The organism is Streptomyces sp. NPDC058052 (genome assembly GCF_042885515.1).
Taxonomy (GTDB): Bacteria; Actinomycetota; Actinomycetes; order Streptomycetales; family Streptomycetaceae; genus Streptomyces.
The window spans coordinates 158,814-176,753 of the sequence record NZ_JBHVRX010000015.1 but is presented as its reverse complement, the minus strand read 5'-3'; the positions used below and the strand labels follow the sequence as shown (position 1 = coordinate 176,753).

The 17,940-nt window shown below is 74.1% G+C and carries 15 protein-coding genes and 1 tRNA gene; 4 read left to right on the top strand and 12 right to left on the bottom strand.

The annotated features are described in order from the left end of the window. Positions 1 to 3 precede the first annotated feature (3 nt). The 3 genes from ACFVU3_RS21875 to ACFVU3_RS21865 all read right to left on the bottom strand — a co-directional run bounded on the left by ACFVU3_RS21875 (position 4) and on the right by ACFVU3_RS21865 (position 4,187). Positions 4 to 1,443 carry an MFS transporter gene (locus ACFVU3_RS21875; RefSeq protein ID WP_390068460.1) on the bottom strand — a complete coding sequence of 480 codons (1,440 nt, stop codon included), beginning with the start codon at positions 1,441 to 1,443 and terminating at the stop codon, positions 4 to 6. After that, the gene (locus tag ACFVU3_RS21870; protein WP_390068458.1) at positions 1,443 to 2,804 is read right to left on the bottom strand and encodes a discoidin domain-containing protein; all 1,362 of its coding nucleotides are present in this window, start codon (positions 2,802 to 2,804) and stop codon (positions 1,443 to 1,445) included. Before ACFVU3_RS21870 ends, ACFVU3_RS21875 begins: the two co-directional genes overlap by 1 nt. A gap of 390 nt (positions 2,805 to 3,194) precedes the next feature. Further along, on the bottom strand, positions 3,195 to 4,187 hold the full coding sequence (locus ACFVU3_RS21865) for a BtrH N-terminal domain-containing protein (protein WP_390068456.1): 993 nt from the start codon (positions 4,185 to 4,187) through the stop codon (positions 3,195 to 3,197). Positions 4,188 to 4,535: 348 nt separating this feature from the next. On the opposite strand from ACFVU3_RS21865, the gene ACFVU3_RS21860 reads away from it, so the two are divergent. Beyond that, a complete protein-coding gene (locus ACFVU3_RS21860; protein WP_390068454.1) occupies positions 4,536 to 5,141 on the top strand; it encodes a DinB family protein in 606 nt (201 codons plus the stop codon). A 79-nt stretch (positions 5,142 to 5,220) separates the two neighbouring features. On the opposite strand, the gene ACFVU3_RS21855 is transcribed toward ACFVU3_RS21860, so the two are convergent. Then, positions 5,221 to 6,198 carry a DUF5937 family protein gene (locus ACFVU3_RS21855; RefSeq protein ID WP_390068500.1) on the bottom strand — a complete coding sequence of 326 codons (978 nt, stop codon included), beginning with the start codon at positions 6,196 to 6,198 and terminating at the stop codon, positions 5,221 to 5,223. Positions 6,199 to 6,285: 87 nt separating this feature from the next. On the opposite strand from ACFVU3_RS21855, the gene ACFVU3_RS21850 reads away from it, so the two are divergent. Further along, positions 6,286 to 7,194 carry an oxidoreductase gene (locus ACFVU3_RS21850; protein ID WP_390068453.1) on the top strand — a complete coding sequence of 303 codons (909 nt, stop codon included), beginning with the start codon at positions 6,286 to 6,288 and terminating at the stop codon, positions 7,192 to 7,194. A 75-nt stretch (positions 7,195 to 7,269) separates the two neighbouring features. On the opposite strand, the gene ACFVU3_RS21845 is transcribed toward ACFVU3_RS21850, so the two are convergent. The 7 genes from ACFVU3_RS21845 to ACFVU3_RS21815 all read right to left on the bottom strand — a co-directional run bounded on the left by ACFVU3_RS21845 (position 7,270) and on the right by ACFVU3_RS21815 (position 15,548). Further along, on the bottom strand, positions 7,270 to 8,964 hold the full coding sequence (locus tag ACFVU3_RS21845) for an alkaline phosphatase D family protein (RefSeq protein WP_390068451.1): 1,695 nt from the start codon (positions 8,962 to 8,964) through the stop codon (positions 7,270 to 7,272). Positions 8,965 to 9,121: 157 nt separating this feature from the next. Then, positions 9,122 to 10,648, bottom strand: a complete 1,527-nt coding sequence (locus ACFVU3_RS21840) for a tetratricopeptide repeat protein (protein ID WP_390068450.1) — start codon at positions 10,646 to 10,648, stop codon at positions 9,122 to 9,124. Then, positions 10,648 to 12,666 (bottom strand): protein kinase, encoded by a 2,019-nt coding sequence (locus ACFVU3_RS21835; RefSeq protein ID WP_390068448.1) that lies wholly within the window; start codon positions 12,664 to 12,666, stop codon positions 10,648 to 10,650. The genes ACFVU3_RS21840 and ACFVU3_RS21835 overlap by 1 nt, the downstream gene beginning before the upstream one ends. A gap of 136 nt (positions 12,667 to 12,802) precedes the next feature. Next, positions 12,803 to 12,876 (bottom strand) — tRNA-Met (locus ACFVU3_RS21830). 56 nt (positions 12,877 to 12,932) lie between these two features. Beyond that, positions 12,933 to 13,133: a cold-shock protein gene (locus ACFVU3_RS21825; RefSeq protein WP_390068447.1), complete on the bottom strand. Its 201-nt coding sequence runs from the start codon at positions 13,131 to 13,133 to the stop codon at positions 12,933 to 12,935. 212 nt (positions 13,134 to 13,345) lie between these two features. Beyond that, positions 13,346 to 14,491 (bottom strand): winged helix DNA-binding domain-containing protein, encoded by a 1,146-nt coding sequence (locus tag ACFVU3_RS21820; RefSeq protein ID WP_390068499.1) that lies wholly within the window; start codon positions 14,489 to 14,491, stop codon positions 13,346 to 13,348. Between the two features lie 187 nt (positions 14,492 to 14,678). Then, the gene (locus ACFVU3_RS21815) at positions 14,679 to 15,548 is read right to left on the bottom strand and encodes a GyrI-like domain-containing protein (protein WP_390068445.1); all 870 of its coding nucleotides are present in this window, start codon (positions 15,546 to 15,548) and stop codon (positions 14,679 to 14,681) included. A gap of 169 nt (positions 15,549 to 15,717) precedes the next feature. Between ACFVU3_RS21815 and ACFVU3_RS21810 the strand changes: the two genes are divergently transcribed. Further along, positions 15,718 to 16,515, top strand: a complete 798-nt coding sequence (locus ACFVU3_RS21810) for a thymidylate synthase (RefSeq protein ID WP_390068444.1) — start codon at positions 15,718 to 15,720, stop codon at positions 16,513 to 16,515. Continuing rightward, complete coding sequence (locus ACFVU3_RS21805) at positions 16,512 to 17,072, top strand: dihydrofolate reductase (protein ID WP_390068442.1); 561 nt, start codon at positions 16,512 to 16,514, stop codon at positions 17,070 to 17,072. The genes ACFVU3_RS21810 and ACFVU3_RS21805 overlap by 4 nt, the downstream gene beginning before the upstream one ends. Before the next feature lie 7 nt (positions 17,073 to 17,079). Here the strand turns inward: ACFVU3_RS21805 and ACFVU3_RS21800 are convergent, their stop codons facing one another. Next, positions 17,080 to 17,874, bottom strand: a complete 795-nt coding sequence (locus ACFVU3_RS21800; RefSeq protein ID WP_390068440.1) for an SDR family NAD(P)-dependent oxidoreductase — start codon at positions 17,872 to 17,874, stop codon at positions 17,080 to 17,082. Positions 17,875 to 17,940: the final 66 nt, after the last annotated feature.

Sequence of the window (17,940 nt, the reverse complement as noted above, 5' to 3'; positions counted from 1 at the left end):
GGGTCAGTCGGTCCTCTCAGGGGGTGCGGAGAGCCCGGAGGGCTCGGAGGTCCGGGAAGGCTTCGCGGGCTCGGAAGGCTCGGAGGGTGCGCCTGCCTCGGCGTGCTCGGGGGCCCCGGCGGCCCTGGCTTCGGCCCGCGCGGAGGCGGCCGCGACTCCTCTCGGCAGCAGGCGCGCGGAGCAGCAGACGGCGGCGGCGAGCGCGATCAGGGCCGCGGCGAGCGCGGTCTCCGGACCGGTCGCGGTCCAGAGGGCGCCGAAGGCGACGGCGGAGCCGAGCCGGGCGAGCGCCTGCGCGGTCTGGACGAGCGCGAGTCCGCCCGCCTGCCGGCCCTCCGTCAGGTAGGGGCCGGTGAGGGCCATGAGGACGCCGTCGGTCGCGGCGTAGAACACGCCGAGCAGGGCGAGGACGCCCAGCAGGACGGCCAGGTCGGGCAGCGGGGTCAGGAGCAGCGCGTAGGCGAGGAAGAGGGCCCCGTGTCCGTAGAGGAGGGGGCGGCGGCGGCCCAGGCGGTCGGCGAGCCGGCCGGCCGGGACGGCGAGCAGCAGGAAGACCGCGGCGGCGCCGAGCGGCAGGAAGGGGAACCAGGTGGCGTCGAAGGCGAGCCGGCGCTGGAGCAGCAGGTAGAGGAAGGAGTCGCCGATGGTGGCGGCGCCGAGGAGCGCGGCGCACAGCACGATCCGCCGGTAGCCGGGCGAGCGCAGACCGGCGAGGAGCCCGCCCCGCGCGTTCACGGCGTGGGGGCCGTGCGTTTTCATGGCGTGAGGTCCGCGGGCGGGCTCCGTGAGGTGACCGCGCGCGGGGACGGGGGCCACGGGGGTGCGGCCGGGCACGAACAGCAGCCACAGCAGGACGCCGAAGGCGCCGACGCAGAAGCTGACCGCGAAGACGGCGTCGTACGCGTCGGCCGTCACCCACAGCAGGCCGAAGGCGGCCAGCGGCCCCAGGAGGGCGCCGGTGGTGTCCATGGCGCGGTGGGTGCCGAAGGCACGGCCCAGGTCCTCGGGCGGACTGTGCAGGGTGATGAGGGCGTCGCGCGGGGCGGTGCGCACGCCCTTGCCGAGCCGGTCGGCGCCGATGGCGCCGGCGATCCAGCCGGTCGACCCGCCGGCGAGGAGCAGGCCGAGCCGGGAGAGGGCGGACAGGGCGTAGCCGGCGCCGCCGACCGTCTTGTGCCGTCCGCCGCGGTCGGCCGTGACGCCGCCCAGGAGCCGTACGAGGGCGGTGGCGCCGGTCGAGAGACCGTCGAGCAGCCCGAACTGGAGGGGGGACAGGCCGAGTCCGAGAACCAGGTAGAGCGGCAGGACGGCGGTCACCATCTCCGAGGAGACGTCGGTGACGAGGCTGACGGTGCCGAGTGCGAGGACGGTGCCGGGGACGCGCCGCCGGACCCCCGGGGGGGAGGGCGGCGCGTCGGGGCGACCGGTGGTCGCGAGGTACATCAGTGGCAGGAGTAGGTCGGGGCGGAGTCCTTGACCTGGTCGTCGGTGCCGACGTACTGCCAGGTGTAGGTGGTGTCGGTGAGGTCGAGCTTCAGGACGCCGTACGTGCCGCTGATCCGCTTCTGGCTGTGGGGCTGGACGGTCTCGATGTCGTACGGCTCGGCACCGCCCATGCCGCCGACGATCTCGACGATGCCGTCGGCGACGGCCCGCCCGTCGGGGTCCTGCGGGGCGAAGCGCTCGTAGTGGTGGTCGTGGCCGTTGAGGACGAGGTCGACCTTGGAGGCGTAGAGGATCTTCCAGACGGGCCGGGAGACCGGGTCGTTGCCGTGGCCGCCGGAGGAGTACAGCGGGTGGTGGAAGTAGGCGGCGACGCACCCCTTGGTGTTGCGTGCGAGGTCGTCCTTGAGCCACTGGATCTGCGTGGGGTCGTCGAAGGAGTTGGAGTCGAGGGCGACGAAGTGCCAGTTGCCCTGGTCGTAGCTGTAGTACGGCTTGCCCTGCGGGTACGCGATCGAGCCGAAGTACGCCTTGTAGCCGGCGAGCGACCCGGCCGGGTCGTAGGTCTCGTGGTTGCCGGGCACGGGCCGGGTCTTCGCCTTGAACGCGCCCCACGACTTGTCGTAGTAGGCGCGGAAGTCGGAGAGCAGGGCGTCGTCGTACTGGTTGTCACCCATGGTCAGGTAGAAGGACGGCGCGATGCGCTGCGCGAGCGCCGCGGTCTTGGGGTGGGCGCAGGAACTGCTGGAGGCCGTGCACTGGGCGGCGATGTCGCCGGCCGCGACGACCGTGAACGCGCCGTCCGGCGGGGGAGTGGTCGAGGTGGTGCCGTAGACCTCCACCGTGTAGAGCGAGTAGCCGTACGAGGTGCCGCGGGCGGTGCCGTAGACGCGCAGGTGGCGGCCGGTGCCGGTCAGCCCGGTCCAGTCGTCCGTGCCGCCGTTCCCGGCGGACTCGGTGGCGAGGCGGGTCCAGGTCGTCCCGTCGGACGAGATCTCGACGCGGTACGCCTTGGCGTAGGCGGCCTCCCAGACGAGCTTGACGCGCGAGACGGTCGCCGAGGGGCCGAGGTCGACGCGGATCCACTGCGGGTCGACGCCTTCGGTGCTGGCCCAGCGGGTGGTGGAGACGCCGTCGAACGCCTTCTCCGGACCGAAGGTGCCGTCCTCGACGGACGACGAGGTGGCCGGACGGCCCTGCGAGATCAGCGAGTCGGCGACGACGCCGGCGCCGGCCCGGTCGGGGAGGGCGAGGAGGAGTCCGCCGACGAGCAGCAGCACGGCGGCGAGGACGAGGGAGAGGGAGGTGGGGGAGGTGGGGGACATGGTGCGGCGAGGTGGGGTGGATGCGAAGGGACGCATGCCTGGGCTCCCTGGCCTGAGGGGGTGAGAGCTGGACACCGGCACGGCGCACCGCGACGCGGACGGCCCGCGCCGCACGCTGCGGGCACGGACGACCGGCCGTGTGACGTCGGGGTGTCACACGAGCGGTGTGGTGCGCGGCGGCCGGGTCAGAGCTCTCACTGAGCGCGTCACGTCCCCACGGGGCCGCCGCGCCGAGCCGCTGCGGGGATGCTAGCGGATAGGAAGGTTTCCTACCAGACCTCGCGGAGGCGTGGGGAGCAGGTGGGGAAGGTGTGCTCGACGGGCCTGAACGGGCTTGGGGGACGGCGGAGTCGACCGGGGCGGGCGGGTGGTTCGGGGCGGTCGTGCGGTCGTCCCGCCGCGCGTGGCGCTGCCCCGTTCCCGCCGCTACGCGGACAGGCGGCTCAGGGCCTCCATGGCCTCGCGTTCGAGGGCTGCCAGGTCGCCGAGGATCGCGCCGGCCTCGGCGAGGTGCGCGGCGTCGCCGGACTCTCCTGCCCGCGTGATCGACTCCGCCGTCCGCGTCCACAGGGTCGCCGCCTCGGCGTACAGCCGGTGGCCGGTGCGCAGGCCGGCGTCGTCGAGCACCTCGGCGGCCTCGGCGAGGAAGTCGCGGTACAGGTTGCGGAACAGGGCGCCGCCGGTTCCGGCCCGTTCCATCAGCAGGGCGGCCTGCGGCAGGTCCCGCTCCGGCCGGTCGGTCCGGTCGAGCCAGCCGGGGACCAGCTTTCCCGCCTTCTCGATGCCCCGGTGGCCGAGGTTGGCGATCGGCGGCGTCAGGAAGTCCTGTGCGCAGGCCGTCACCGCGGCCGTGATGCGGGACCTCGGGTCGGGCAGGTGACGCGGCACGGTGAGGGTGAAGGAGCGGTTCCTGGCCGTCATCGGGCCCCGCGCCGACCGGGCCAGGGCGAGGCCCGGCAGGCCGGTGCGCACGGCGCCGCCCTGCTGGTCGGTGTCCACCAGGTACGCGTCGTGCTCGTCGTAGCCGTACAGGGCGACGACATGCCCGCCGAAGTGCGCCTTCGAGGTGAAGTAGTCCAGGTGGAAGCTGTCGAGCTGGAGCCCCACGGGCCGTCCGGCGGCGATCGGGGCCGTCACGTTCTCCCAGGCCCGGCGCGGGGAGGAGGTCTCCCGCACGTCGAGTTCCAGTCCGAGGCCCTCGGCCAGGTTCCGGGTGAGTTCGAAGGGCTTGACCCGGCCGCCGAGGAACGGGAAGTCCATGTTCTTGCCGTCCCAGTAGACGAACGACAGCCCGCGCCCGAGGCCGAAGAGCATGGGTTCCGACAGATCCAGCCCCTGGTGGCGCAGCAGCACCCCGAGCGTCGTGGTCTCGCAGTGCTGTGTGCCGTACGCGTCCACGTCGATCATCGTGGTCGTCATGCTGGGCCTCCTCGGCGCGGACGAGCGGCCCGGCCGCCTCCTCTCCGGCGGTGACGTCGGGGACGGCGGCGATCCGGCCGGGTACGCGTCGTATTGTGCCCGCGGACCGACGTGTTCGCGTGCCCCGAGACAGGGGTTCGCGTGCCCGCGGAGCGGGGTTCCCGTGCCCGCGGGCCGGGCATCGCGGGCCGCTCCCGTCTGTCGGGGAGGGGAAGGCCGGGACGAGCCGTCGGCGCCGACGCCCTCCGTTCGTCCCGTACGGCGAACCATGGCCTCTCCGCGCCCTGTTGGGGCGCCGCCACGGCACTCGTCGTGCCGGATGTCAGTGGGCGGTGCGAGACTCGGCGCATGGATCGCCATGACCCGAAGAAGGACCTGCACCGCTATCTCAAGGCAGCCCGCGAGGCCGTCGTCTGGAAGACGGAAGGACTCTCGGAATACGACGTACGGCGCCCGCTGACCACCACCGGCACCAATCTGCTCGGCCTGGTCAAGCACCTGGCGAGTGCCGAGTTCTCGTACTTCGGAGCGGTCTTCGGCCGCCCGCACGGCGAGCCCCTGCCCTGGTTCGACGACGGCGCCGAGCCGAACTCCGACATGTGGGCCACCGCGGACGAGCCCCGCGACGGCATCCTGGACCTGTACCACCGCTCCTGGGCCCACGCGGACGCGACGATCGAGACGCTGCCGCTCGACGCGGCCGGACACGTCTCCTGGTGGGGCGACCAGGGCGGCGTGACGCTCCAGCGGGTCCTGCTCCACATGACCGCCGAGACGAACCGGCACGCCGGCCACGCCGACATCGTCCGCGAACTGATCGACGGCAGAGCCGGTATGCGACCGGCCGACGGCAACATGGCGGGCGTTGACGCGAGTTGGTACAGGGAGCATCGCGACCGCCTGGAGAAGCACGCCCGCCAGGCGCATGAGCGCACCCGCTCCGCCGCGGGCTGACCCGTCCCCGTCCCTCCTCCTCGACGCGCCGCACCCGTCGTGAGCCGGGGAGGACCGGACGACGGCCCCGCCCCGGGCCTCAGGCGGACGCGGCCCTGAGGAGGGTCTCGGCGGCGGCCGTGCGGGCGTAGAGGACGGAGCGGCCGGCGCGGTGGCCGCTGACGAGCCCGGCGGTGCGGAGCGCGGTCAGGTACTGGGACACCCCGGCCGCCGAGAGCCCGGTGCGGCGGGCCAGTTCGGTGGTGGAGGCGGGGGTCTCCAGCTCGACGAGGAGCAGGGTGCGTGAGCGGCCCAGGACGGGGACGAGGGCGGCGGAGCCGGCGGCGGACCGGGCCTGCCACAGCGTGCCGGTGCCCCGGGCCGGATAGGCGAGCTGCGGAGGGTCCGGCGGCCGCACGCGCGTGCGCAGGCCGGGGCCGGTGAACGCCGAGGGAATGAGCAGCAGCCCCGCGCCCGTCGACTCCCGGGGCATGTCCCGCTTCCGGCGGACCAGACTGAGGGTGTCGTCGGCCCAGCGCACCGAGGTGTGCAGGTCGTTGAGGAGACGGCCGGCGCCGTGCTCGGCGACCGTGCGGGCCCGATGGAAGACGTCCGCGTCCAGAACGGCCCTGATCCGTGCCCAGTACGGGGCCAGCGCCAGCTCCCAGTACGTCTCGATCTCCCGTGCGACCCCGGCCAGATGGGCGGCTGGGTCGGTGCGCAGGCCCGACAGGCGCGGGCCCAGATGTCCCTGGTGGCGGGCGAGGTGGTCCAGGTCCTGGCACACCCGGTCGGCGGGAGACGCCCCTATCGCCTCCCACTCCTCCTCCGGCGAGGGGGAGGGCCCGGCGGGGGCCGGGTTGAGGAAGTCGGGCACGTAACCGGAGGGGCCGATCAGCTCGGCGAGCCATCCCCGGTCCAGACCGGCGTCCCTCACGCGCGGCCGCACCTGCTCGACCCAGGGCCGGTGGACCGGATGCGCCGCCCCCGACGTCAGCAGCCGGAAGCTGGGGGCGACCTCCCACATGGGCGACACGGCGAACCGCACCTGGGCGAGGTCGCTCGCCGAGAACGCCAGCTCCGCCACGCCGGCCACCTCCCCCGATGGATTCGCACATGCGTGAATCAATGGCCCCCCAGGCTACCGGCAGCCGATCATCCCGGCATGACTCCACAGACCATCACCGCCTCGGCGGCGGGCACCTGGACGCTCGGCGACCGCACGGTCAACCGCATCGGCTTCGGCGCGATGCGCCTCACCCAGCACGGCGAGGCGCTCACGCCCGGCGCCGTCCCGCGCGACCGCGACGGGGCCATCGAGGTGCTGCGCCGCGCGGTCGACCTCGGTGTGAACCACATCGACACCGCCGCGTTCTACTTCTCCCCGCTGCGCTCCGCCAACGAGCTGATCAACCGGGCCCTGGCCCCCTATCCGGACGACCTCGTCATCGCCACCAAGGTCGGACCCGGCCGCGACCCCTCCGGCGAGTGGCAGACGCACGCCACCCCCGGGCAGCTGCGCGGACAGGTCGAGGAGAACCTGCGCCAGCTCGGCCGCGACCACCTGGACGTGGTGAACCTGCGCATCGTCGGCACCGGCTCCCTCGCCGAACGCTTTGGCGCGCTCGCCGAACTCCGCGACGCCGGACTCGTCCGCCACCTGGGTCTGTCCAACATCCAGCCGCACCACCTCGCCGAGGCGCAGGCCATCGCACCGGTGGTCTGTGTCCAGAACATGTACGGCGTCGGAGCCTCCCCCGAGCAGGAGGAGTTCCTGCGCCTCTGCGGTGAACAGGGCATCGCGTACGTGCCGTTCTACGCGATCGCCGGCGAGGGGCGCACCGCGGGCGCGGGGTCCGGTGACAGCGACCAGGTGCGGGCCGTCGCCCGCGCCCGCGGGGTGAGCACCGCGCAGGTCCGGCTGGCCTGGACACTCCACCGAGGCCCGCACGTCCTGGCCATCCCCGGCACCGGCGACCCCGGTCACCTCGCCGAGAACGTGGCGGCCGGCGCCCTGCGCCTCTCCCCGGACGAACTCGCCGTCCTGGACTCCCTCCGGCGGACGGCGGCATGACGCGACCGCGGCCATGACGTCGCGGCCCCGGCGAGGGTCCGGCGAGGCGCCGGGCCGACGCGGGCCGGCGGGGCGTCACCTCTCCTCCGTCAGCGTCCGGTCGATGACACCCACCAGCCGGGCTCCGGCCCGGCCGGTCCCGCGGCGCCCCCGCTTCGCGCCGGCCGATGCCTCCTCCAGCCGGAGCCGGGCCGTGCGTCCGCGCAGGGTCAGCGTCATCAACTGGTTGCCGAACCACGGTCCGCCGGTCCGCTCCCACCGGATCGCCGGTCTCGCGACCCGTCCGTGGCGGGCGAGGAGATGCCCGACCAGCTTCGCCGGCCGGCTCCAGCCGAGGAGGAACCCGGCCCGCATCGTCGCGGGCACCGAGTTGTGCAGCGGCGAGCAGGTGAACTGGAAGACCCGGGAGCGCGGCTGCTGCCCGGCCGGCCAGGCGGGCTCCGCCACGTACGCGTGGTGCACGTCCCCGGAGAGCACGCACACGGTCGCCGGGGCCGTCTCGGACCGCCCCACCTCGGCGACCGTCTCCGCCAGCCGAGCGAACGACGAGGGGAACGCCGGCCAGTGCTCCAGGTCGGCCTTCCGGCGCAGCCACTCGCCGAAACGCGCCCAGCGGGGCCCGCGCTCACCGCGGCAGAGCGCCGCGTGCCAGCCCTCCGCGAAGTGGACCATCGGGGGCAGCAGCCACGGCAGCGAGGTCCCGACCAGCAGGTGGTCGACGCCGTCGAGGCCGTCGAACGCCTGGGTCCGCAGCCAGGCGGCCTCCTCGGCGTCCAGCATCGCCCGGTGCCGCTCCTCCAGCACCCGCGCGGCCCGGGTGTCGACCATCAGCAGCCGGGTGCGGCCGAAGTCCCTGCGGTAGCTCCAGCGGACCGCCGCAGGATCGGACTCGGCGCGCTCCGCGAACGCGCGCAGCACCTCCGTGCCGTCCCCGGCCGCCAGGACCGCCGTGTACACCTCGTCCTCGGCGAGCTCGGCGGGGGAGAGGTTCCCGAGGTGCTGGTAGACCCAGTACGACATCAGGCCGCCGATGATCCGCTCGTGCCACCACGGCGTCGCCCGCATCTCGGCGACCCAGGCGGCGCTCGTGTTCCAGTCGTCGATGACGTCGTGGTCGTCGAAGATCATGCAGCTGGGCACCGTCGAGAGCAGCCGGCGCAGTTCGGGGTCGCCCCAGGACTCGTCGTAGAGGCGGGTGTACTCCTCGTAGTCGGCGACCTGGTCCGGCGGAGCCGCCGAGCCGGTCCCGGCGGTCTGCCGGTGCCGGGCGATCCAGGCGCGGGTTCCGGCCGACGTCTCGTCCGCGTACACCTGGTCGCCGAGGAGGAGGAGAACGTCCGGGCGCGCGGCCTCCGGGTCGGCGGCGAGCCGGGCGGCGAGGGTGTCGAGGACGTCGGGCCCCACCGGGTCCCGTTCGCTCACGGGAGGCGCCGCCCACCGGCACGAGCCGAACGCGACCACCGCGCCCGTCGCCGGGACCGACGGCGTGCGGAGGGTGCTGGGCGGCAGCGTCGAGTCCGCCAGGGGCCACACCCGCTCCCCGTCGAGCAGCACCTCGTACGGCGTGACCGACCCGGGCGTGAGGCCGGTGACCACCACCAGCGCGTAGTGGTGTCCGCAGACGCGGAACGTCGGAGCCGTACCCCCGGCGCCGTCCGGGCACCGGACCTCCGCCGTGCACGCCCGGTCGGTCTCGACCCACACGGTCGCGCTCGTGCCCGACTCCCAGTCCACGTGCCGCAGGAGCGGCCCCAGCCTCAGACCGGCCATCGCGAGTCCCCTTCCGGCGCTCCTCACGGTACGGAAGGGTCGCCGCGGGCGCTACCGAACGAGGGCGGAGCCGCCCGGGCCAGGGCGCGGGGCGCCGAGCGGCCGGCCCGGTGAGCCCCGCGTCCGGCCCCGGAGGTTCCTCTCTCCGGTGATCTGGTCAGGACTCCCCGCGGCGCCGCCACGGGCGGGACCGGCGGGGCGCGGCGGGCAGGCGGCGCAGTTGCGCAGCGGCCTGCGGGTCGCCCGCCTCTGCGGCCCGGCGCAGCCAGGTCAGGGCCTCGTCGGGGCGGCCCAGTGCGCCGGTGAGCGCGGAGAGGTTCAGCATCGCGTCGACGTCGCCGCTCCCGGCCGCGCGGACGAGCCACGGTTCGGCCTCCTGAGGGCGGCCCTGCTCCAGCAGCAGGGCGCCCAGCAGACCGGCCGGCCTGACCGGGTCCTGTTCGGCCGCCCGCCGCAGCAGCTGCTCGGCCTCGCCCCGGTCGCCGGGCCGGCCGGTACGGGAGAGGAACAGGCCCAGATTGAGCAGGTCGGCGAGGCCCCCCGCGCCGGCCGCCTGCCGCAGGTACCGCTCCGCCCCCGCGGTGTCGCCGGAATCGGCCAGCCGGCGGCCCACCTGCCCGCTCGACTCCGCGTGCCCCAGGTCGGCCGCGGTCCGGAACCAGCGCCCGGCCTCCTCGTCACGGCCCTGCCGTTCCAGCACCAGCGCCAGCAGGTGGGCGGGGCGCGGCTCCATGCCGGCCTCGTGCGCGCGCAGCAGCCACGGCTCCGCCTCCCGCGGCCGGCGGTCGTTCAGGAGCAGGACCCCCAGGTTGCAGGCGGCGTGCACATCGCCGGCCGCCGCCGCGTCGGCGAGGCAGCGTTCGGCCTCGTCCGCGCGGCCGGTCTCGTACAGCAGTGCCCCCAGCGCCCCGAGCGCCGGAGCCACCCCCTCGCCCGCCGCGCGCCGGTACCATCGCTCCGCCTCGTCACGGCGCCCCTGCTTCTCGAGGACGGTGCCCAGCCGCACCATGGCGGCGGTGTCCCCGTCCTGCGCGGCCGCGCGGTACTCCGGTTCCCGGTCCGGCGCGAACTCCGGGAACGCCCGCCGCCCGTCGGGGCCGCGCACCCCGTCCTCGATCGCCCGCCGGTGCGCCCGCATCCGGTCGAGGATGTTCGGCCGCACGCCGTCGGTCACGCGGGCGCCGCGCTCCGCGATCCCCAGGTAGTCGCGCGCCTCGGCCCGGTCGCCGACGGCCAGATACGCGCCCGCGAGGTTGACCGCGGCCCGCACCGTGGCCGGATGGCCGCGGCCGAACGCCTGGGTCTGGATCACCATGTTGTGCTGGTCGAGCACCAGCGCGTCCTGGTCGCGCCCCACCCTGCGTAACGCCTGGGCCGTGCTGTCCATGACGTCGCCGGTACGGGGATGGGCGGCGCCGTGCACCGCCGGGGCGCGGTCGAGCGCCCGCAGACCGCACTCGGCGGCTTCCTCGTACCGTTGCGCGAACAGGTAGTTCACGTGCAGGCCCTCAAGAATGTCGTAGAGGTGCGCGCTGTCCCGCCCGAGCAGCCGCTCGCCCGCGGCGAGCGCCTCCTCCAGCTTCGGCAGGGCCCGGTCGGGCCGGCCGGCCCTGCTCAGCTCCACCCCCTCCTCGAAGGGCAGCCACATCTCGGCCAGGTGCGGATCGCGCTGCGAGGGCCTCATCAGCCATGACTCCTGTCTCCGGTGAAGCGCCGTGCGGTCTTCTCGACGAAGGCCGCACCGCGCACGAACTCGGCGCGCACCGCGCCCGGTTCGGCGAAACCAGGGTGGGCGCGCAGCAGATCCCGGCGCCGTTCGAGCTGGAAGGCGAGGTCCATGGCGGCCGCCGCGGGGCCGCCGTCCCCGCCGTCCAGCTCCCGATAGGCGCGGACGGCCCGGCGGGCCAGCCCCAGCGCGACCTCGTGCTCCCCGAGTTGGCGCCGGGTGCGGGCGCGGGTGTCGAGCAGCTCCGCCAGCCGGTGCGCGAGGCGCGCGTAGAGCGGGGCGAAGCCGCATGTGTGGGCGAGCTCCAGCCCCTCGTACCAGCGGGCGAGGACCGTCCCGGGGTCCGCGCCGGACCCGAGCAGCACCGTTCCCTCGTGCAGCAGCCCCCGGACCACACCGAACAGGTCGGCCACCGACCGCGACAGCTCCACGGCGCGCCGGAAGCTGTCGGCGGCCGCCGTGAGATCCCCGAGCATCCGGTCGGTCTCGCCGAGATCGGCGAGGGCGTCCGCCTGGAGCCGGCGGTCCCCGGCGGCCCGCGCCCAGGCTAGCGCCTGCTCGACGTACGGCCGCGCGGACCCAGGCCGCCCCGCGTCGAGGAGCGCCCGCGCCAGGGTGAGCCGCGCGAGGGTCAGGTCGGTCTCGTCCCCCTCGTGCTCCAGGAGCCGCACGCCCTCCTCCGCGTCGGCACGCGCCTCGTCCCGGCGCCCCAGGCTGCCGTGGACGTGGGCGCGGCTGCGCAGGACACCACTCAGGGCCCGCCGGTCGCCCGCCTCGCGCAGCAGCGCGACCGCCCGGTCCAGACAGCCGAGCGCCTCCCCACGCCGCCCGGCCGTACGCAGCCCCAGCCCGATCCGCTCCCACGCGTCGGCCTGGAGCCGGACGTCACCGGCCGCCTCCGCGTGCGCGAGCGCCTCGCGGTAGTGGTGCCCGGCCCGGACGTGGTCCCCGATGGCGTCGGCCGAGACACCGAAGTCGAACGCGGCACGGGCCCGCTCCGTGGGCCCCTCGGCCCGGACCGCGCCCGCAGGCGCGTCCCTCGGCCCCGGCACGGGCCGTACCAGCTCCGGAGCCTGGCTCCATGCCTCCTCCAGCGCCCGCTCCACCTCGGCCCACGAGGCCGGACGGCCGGCCGGGTCGGTCGCCAGACAGGCCGCCACCAGGGCACGCAGGGCCGCCGGCCACGACTCCGGCAGGGGCACCCGGGCCGCCTGCCCGCTCACATGCGCCCCGCACAGCTCCCACATGTTCGACCCGGTGACCACCGGACGCCCCGTCAGCAGCTCGTGGACGATCGCCGCGAACGCGTACACGTCGGTCCGCAGATCGACTCCGCGGCCCGACTCCCACTGCTCGGGGGCCATGTAGTACGGAGTGCCCGCGCCGTCAGCCCACCGGGCGTCGTGGATCAGCACCTCGGCACCGATGGAGCGGTAGGCCACCGCGATGCCGAAATCGGTCACCTTGGCCGTCCCGTCCGCGGTGATCAGGATGTTGCCCGGCTTCAGGTCGCGGTGGACGAACCCGTGCACGCTGCGTGCGGCGTGCCCCATCCCCCGGGCGACGTCCAGCGCGTACCCCAGCGCCTCGCCGAGCGGCAGCCTCCCGTGGCGGCGGACGCGGGCCGCGAGGGAGGCGTCGTCGTAGCCGGGGGCCGCCGCCACGAACTCCAGCACCAGGGAGGGAAGGTCGTCCGGGCCGTCCCGGAAGAGCCGCTCCACGGCGACGATGTGGGGATGCGGGGGAATCCGGGACCAGACCGTGGCCTCCTGCAGGAAGGCACGCCGCAGTTCGATGTCCCCCTCCCTGCCGGGGAGCGGCGACTTGACCGCGACGGAGCGGCCGGTGGCGAGGTCGCGGCCCAGGCAGACCACGCCCATCCCGCCCTGGAGCACCCGCTCCACGAGGTAGCGGTCCGCCAGCACGTCCCCGGCGGCCGGCACCCTTTCCGCCGCCCCTTCGCGCGCCCCCGCCATGCCCCACTCCGCTCTCCCGGATCGGCCGCGTCAGCCGCAGTGTGGACGACCGGCGGGCCCGGAATGGTTCCGGAGGAACACGTGCCCGGTGCCGGGACGCGCGACAGGGCCCGGCGGTGCCGGGCCCTGTCTCTCGTAGCGGGGGCCGGATTCGAACCAGCGACCTCTGGGTTATGAGCCCAGCGAGCTACCGAGCTGCTCCACCCCGCGTCGGTGGAACCGGCCTATCCAGCGGTTCCGGCGGGGTGGCAGGCATGTCGAGGGGGTCAGCCGCGGATGATGTTCTCCGCCTGCGGGCCCTTCTGGCCCTGCGTCACGTCGAAGGTGACGGTCTCGCCCTCGACCAGCTCCCGGTAGCCGTTGCCGGAGATGTTGGAGTAGTGGGCGAAGACATCCGGTCCACCGTCCTGGGCGATGAATCCGAAGCCCTTTTCGGCGTTGAACCACTTCACGGTACCGCTGGCCATGCTGGCGTCCTTCAGGTCGTGGCCGGCAGTGCCGGCAGGGTGAGTAGCAGGCGCCTTCCCGGGGGTGGGAGAGCGACCAGCCACCGTTCTACCCCGTCCGGGCCCCGGTCATTCGATCATTCGTCCGCGAGTCCCGGCAAGATCCGGAAGAGACGGTCCAGGCGGTCACGTCCGGATCCGGCCGGGACTCGCGGTACGGCCCCGGGGAAACGCTAGGCGTGGGGACCGACGGAGACCGTGCCGATCGTGAGGGTGGGGCGGGCTTCGAGCACGGCGCCGAGGCGGAGGACCTGTTCGTCGAGCTGTTCGCGCCGGCGGGGGGTCAGCCCGGCGAACGGTTCGACGGTGACGGCGACGGCCTTGGCGGTTCTCTTCTGGTGCCAGACACCCGCGACGACGCCGTCGACCAGGAGCACGGGATGGTTGCCCGCCTGGCCCCGGGCGAGCGCGCGGTCCCGCGCCTCGCCGGGGTAGAGCAGCTCCCTCGGCCGGGAACCGACGGCGAAGGCGTCGAAGTGGGGGAGGAGCAGCACGCCCTCGGCGGGATCCGCCGGTGCGGTGTCGCCGCGGGCGACCCAGGAGCGGGTGCCTTCGAGCGACACCTCGGTGAGATCGCTCTTCGCGAAGAGGTCGCCCGCCCAGCCGGGGGTGCGGGCCAGCCACCGGGCGAAGTCCTGGGGCGTGGCGGGTCCGTACGCGTGAAGGTAGCGCCCCAGGAGCCAGTCCATCGCTTCCGGACGCGGCGCCGGGGCGAAGCCGGGGAGCCACCGGGCGGGGTTGGTGTAGGTGAGCTTGCGGCCCTTGTTCGGACCGAAGCACAGCACGCCGCGATGCGCGGCGGTCTCGGTCACCTGGCGCCAGCGCGGCCACATCCCCTGGAACGCAGGCATCACCGGGTCGGCGGCCCACCCGCCGACCCGGTCGGCCAGCGCCTTGGTCAGCTCGTCGACGGTCAGTTCGGCGTCGGCGAGGACGCTTCCGATCGCCTCGACGAGCTCCTCGGCCTGCTCGGCGGTGACCCGCGCGTCGGGGGCGAGCCTGGCGGCGGCGGGCAGCGCGCCCAGCGCGCCGCACCACAGGGCCAGGTCGGCTGCGGGCAGGAGGTGGACCGTGCCGCGGGGCCCGAAGGTCTTCACGAGACTGCGCTCCACCCACAAGGCGTTCCGCACGTCCGTGCGCGTCGCGTCGGGCAGCCGGAGCCCGATCGACACCTCGGCGGCGGACATGACCTGCGCGTGGGCGCCGCACATCGCGGCCGCGGCGTCGGCCGGTCCGCCGTGCTCCGGCGGCGGCGTCAGTCCGTGCCGGCGCAGCCTCCGCCCGCTCACCTCGCTCCACGTCAGTTCCACGATCGAGATCCTCACGGTGTGTCGCAGGCCGCCGGTGTGTCCTCGCACCAGAAGATCACACCGCCACGCCCACGATCCCGGACTCTCCCGGTTCCGGCCGGTGAGGCACGCTCACCGGCCGGCCACGGGCTCACCGGCCGCCCACGGGCTCACCGGTCGGCCGGCGCGCTCCACCCCGTGCGACGGCCGGTGCGTGTCACTGGGGCTCGACGGGGAGCCAGAGCTCGCACGTCGCGGTGGTGAAGTCGGCCGCGCGCTCGAGGACCGCGACGATCGAGGGTCCCTGCCGCAGCCGCCACGGATTGGAGGGGAACCACTCGGTCGCGGTCGCCGCCCAGACCCGCTGCAGGGCCTGCGGATGCGGCCCGCTGGTGCGGAAGACCGCCCACATGCCGCCCGGCACCTCGATGGCGTCGAGCCCGTCCGGAACGGGCGTGTCCCGGCTGAGGGCGACTCCGTGGAGATAGGTCAGTTCGGTGCCCTCCGCGGCGTCGGGGGCGACGTCGTCGCTGACCTGGAGCAGGCCCTCGGGCTGGGTGTCGCCGAGCGCCTTCAGGCGCAGGTGCTCCTCCGGGGGCAGCGCGGCGATGTGCTCGACGATGTGCGGATTGACGCCCTCATGGATGAGCGGTACCCGGGCCGCGTGTCCGACCAGGCGGAATGCGGGGCGGTCGGCGAGGCGGGTGTCCATAGGGATGCTCCCTTCGACGGTCAGGCGGAACCTGAGCTGCGGTTGTGTACGCAAGGGGCCTCCGTCACGGCGCACGTCGCCGGGACCCGCACCGTGGACCGACCGGAACGCGCGCCCGAACGCCTCGCTCGAGCCGTATCCGTACCGGACGGCGATCCCCAGCAGATCCCCCTCGCCGCGGACGACGTCCGCGGCGGCGACGGTCATGCGCCGCCGCCGCACGTACTCCGACAGCGGCATGCCGGCCAGCGACGAGAACATCCGGCGCAGGTGGTACTCGGTCGTGCCGAGCGACCCGGCCAGCGCGTCGACGTCGAGCTCCTCGGCGAGGTGCTCCTCGACAAGATCGACAAGGCGGTTGAGTGCCGAGATCATGGGGCCTCCTTTCGACTCCCACTCTGGCGGCGGGCGCCCCCTCCGCACCCGACCGCAGCGGTCCGATCCGATCATCCGCGACGACCGGAGCGTGACCTGGCTCGCACACCCGCGCCCGCGCCCGGCGGGCAGGATCTCGCGTGTGGCCGGGGCAGTAGGATGACCCGTTATGGCCGACACCCAGTACGAAGACCTGCTGCGACTGGTGCTCGCCTCCGGGACGGCGAAGGCCGACCGGACGGGCACGGGTACCCGAAGTGTCTTCGGGCACCAGCTGCGCTACGACCTCTCGCAGGGGTTTCCGCTGGTGACCACGAAGAAGGTGCACCTCAGGTCGATCGTGTACGAACTGCTGTGGTTCCTGCGCGGCGACTCGAACGTCCGCTGGCTCCAGGAGCACGGCGTCACCATCTGGGACGAGTGGGCCGACGACAACGGTGACCTGGGGCCGGTCTACGGCGCGCAGTGGCGCTCCTGGCCCACCCCCGACGGCGGGCACATCGACCAGCTCGACGGGGTGCTCGACACGCTGCGCCGGGACCCGGACTCCCGACGCATGATCGTCTCCGCCTGGAACGTCTCCGAGCTGGACAAGATGGCGCTGGCGCCCTGCCACGCCTTCTTCCAGTTCTACGTCGCCGACGGCAGGCTCTCCTGCCAGCTCTACCAGCGCAGCGCGGACCTCTTCCTCGGCGTCCCCTTCAACATCGCCAGCTACGCGCTGCTCACCCACATGGTGGCGCAGCAGGTCGGCCTCGAACCGGGTGACTTCATCTGGACCGGCGGTGACTGCCACATCTACGACAACCACGTCGAACAGGTGACGGAGCAGCTCGCGCGCACCCCGTACGACTTCCCCCGGCTGCGGCTGGCCGAGGCCGACTCGCTGTACGGATACGACTTCACCGACGTGGAGGTGCTGGACTACAAGCACCACCCGGCGATCAAGGCTCCGGTGGCGGTGTGAACGTAGGACTGATCTGGGCGCAGACCCCCGACGGCGTCATCGGCGCGGGCAACGCGATTCCCTGGCGGCTTCCCGAGGACATGGCGCACTTCAAGGCGACCACTCTCGGCCACCCGGTGGTGATGGGGCGCAAGACCTGGGACTCGCTGCCCGCGCGCTTCCGACCGCTCGCCGGGAGGCGGAACATCGTCGTCACGCGTGACCCGCGGTGGGCGGCCGAGGGCGCGGAGCGCGCCGGATCCATCGATGAGGCGCTGGCACTCGCCGCCGAGCCGGCCAGCCACAGCGACGCGGTCGGGCCGGCGGAGGCTTCGGAGCCGTCGACGCGGCCGGAGCCCGCAGCCGTCCCCGTGAAGACCTGGGTGATCGGCGGCGGGGAGATCTACCGCGCGGCCCTGCGGTACGCGACGACGCTCTCGGTGACGGAGGTCGACACGGCCGTGGACGGCGACGCCCACGCGCCGGCGCTGGGCCCGGAGTGGACCGTCGCCGAGGACAAGGGCTGGTGCTCCTCGACGGCGGGGCTGCGCTACCGGGTGCGCACCTACACCCGGTGAGGCGGGGCTACGGCAGGATCGAGTCGACGTAGCCGCCGTCGACCCGCAGCGCACCCCCGGTGGTGGCCGAGGCGTGGTCGGAGGCGAGGTAGACCACCATCGCGGCGATCTCCTCCGGTTCGATGAGCCGCTGGAGCAGCGACTGCGGCCGGTACTCGCGCATGAACACGCGCTGCGCCTCCTCCCAGGGCAGCGAACTGTCGACGAGTTCGTACACGAAGTCCTCGACACCGCCCGTACGGGTGGGGCCGGCGATGACCGAGTTGACCGTGACGCCGCTCCCGGCCGCCTGTTTGGCGAAGCCGCGCGTGACGGCCAGGAGAGCGGTCTTGGACATGCCGTAGTGGATCATCTCGGCGGGGATCACCACGGCCGAGTCGCTCGCGATGTTCTGCACGCGTCCCCAGCCGCGCCCGGTCATACCGGGAAGGTACTGGCGGATCAGCCGCACGGCGGCGAGCACGTTGACCTCGAAGTAGCGCCGCCACTCGTCGTCGCTGATCTCCAGCGGATCGGCCTCCCCGAAGATGCCCAGGTTGTTCACCAGGACGTCCACCCGCGGCAGCGCGAGGGCGGCGCGACGCGCTCCCTCCTCGCTCGCGACGTCGGCGACGACGGGGACGAGGTCCGCGCCGGCGACCTCGGAGCGGATGCCGGCGACGGCCTCGTCCACCCGCTCCTCGGTGCGCCCGTTGACGCCCACGCGGGCACCGGCGCGGGCCAGCGCCGTGGCGATCGCGGCACCGATGCCCTGGGTGGAGCCGGTGACCAGAGCGGTCCGGCCTGTCAGATCGATGAGCATGGGAAGGCGCCCTTCTCGCGGATCACGGGTGCTGCCTCTTCCCGTGTACCCGGTCCGCGGCCCACG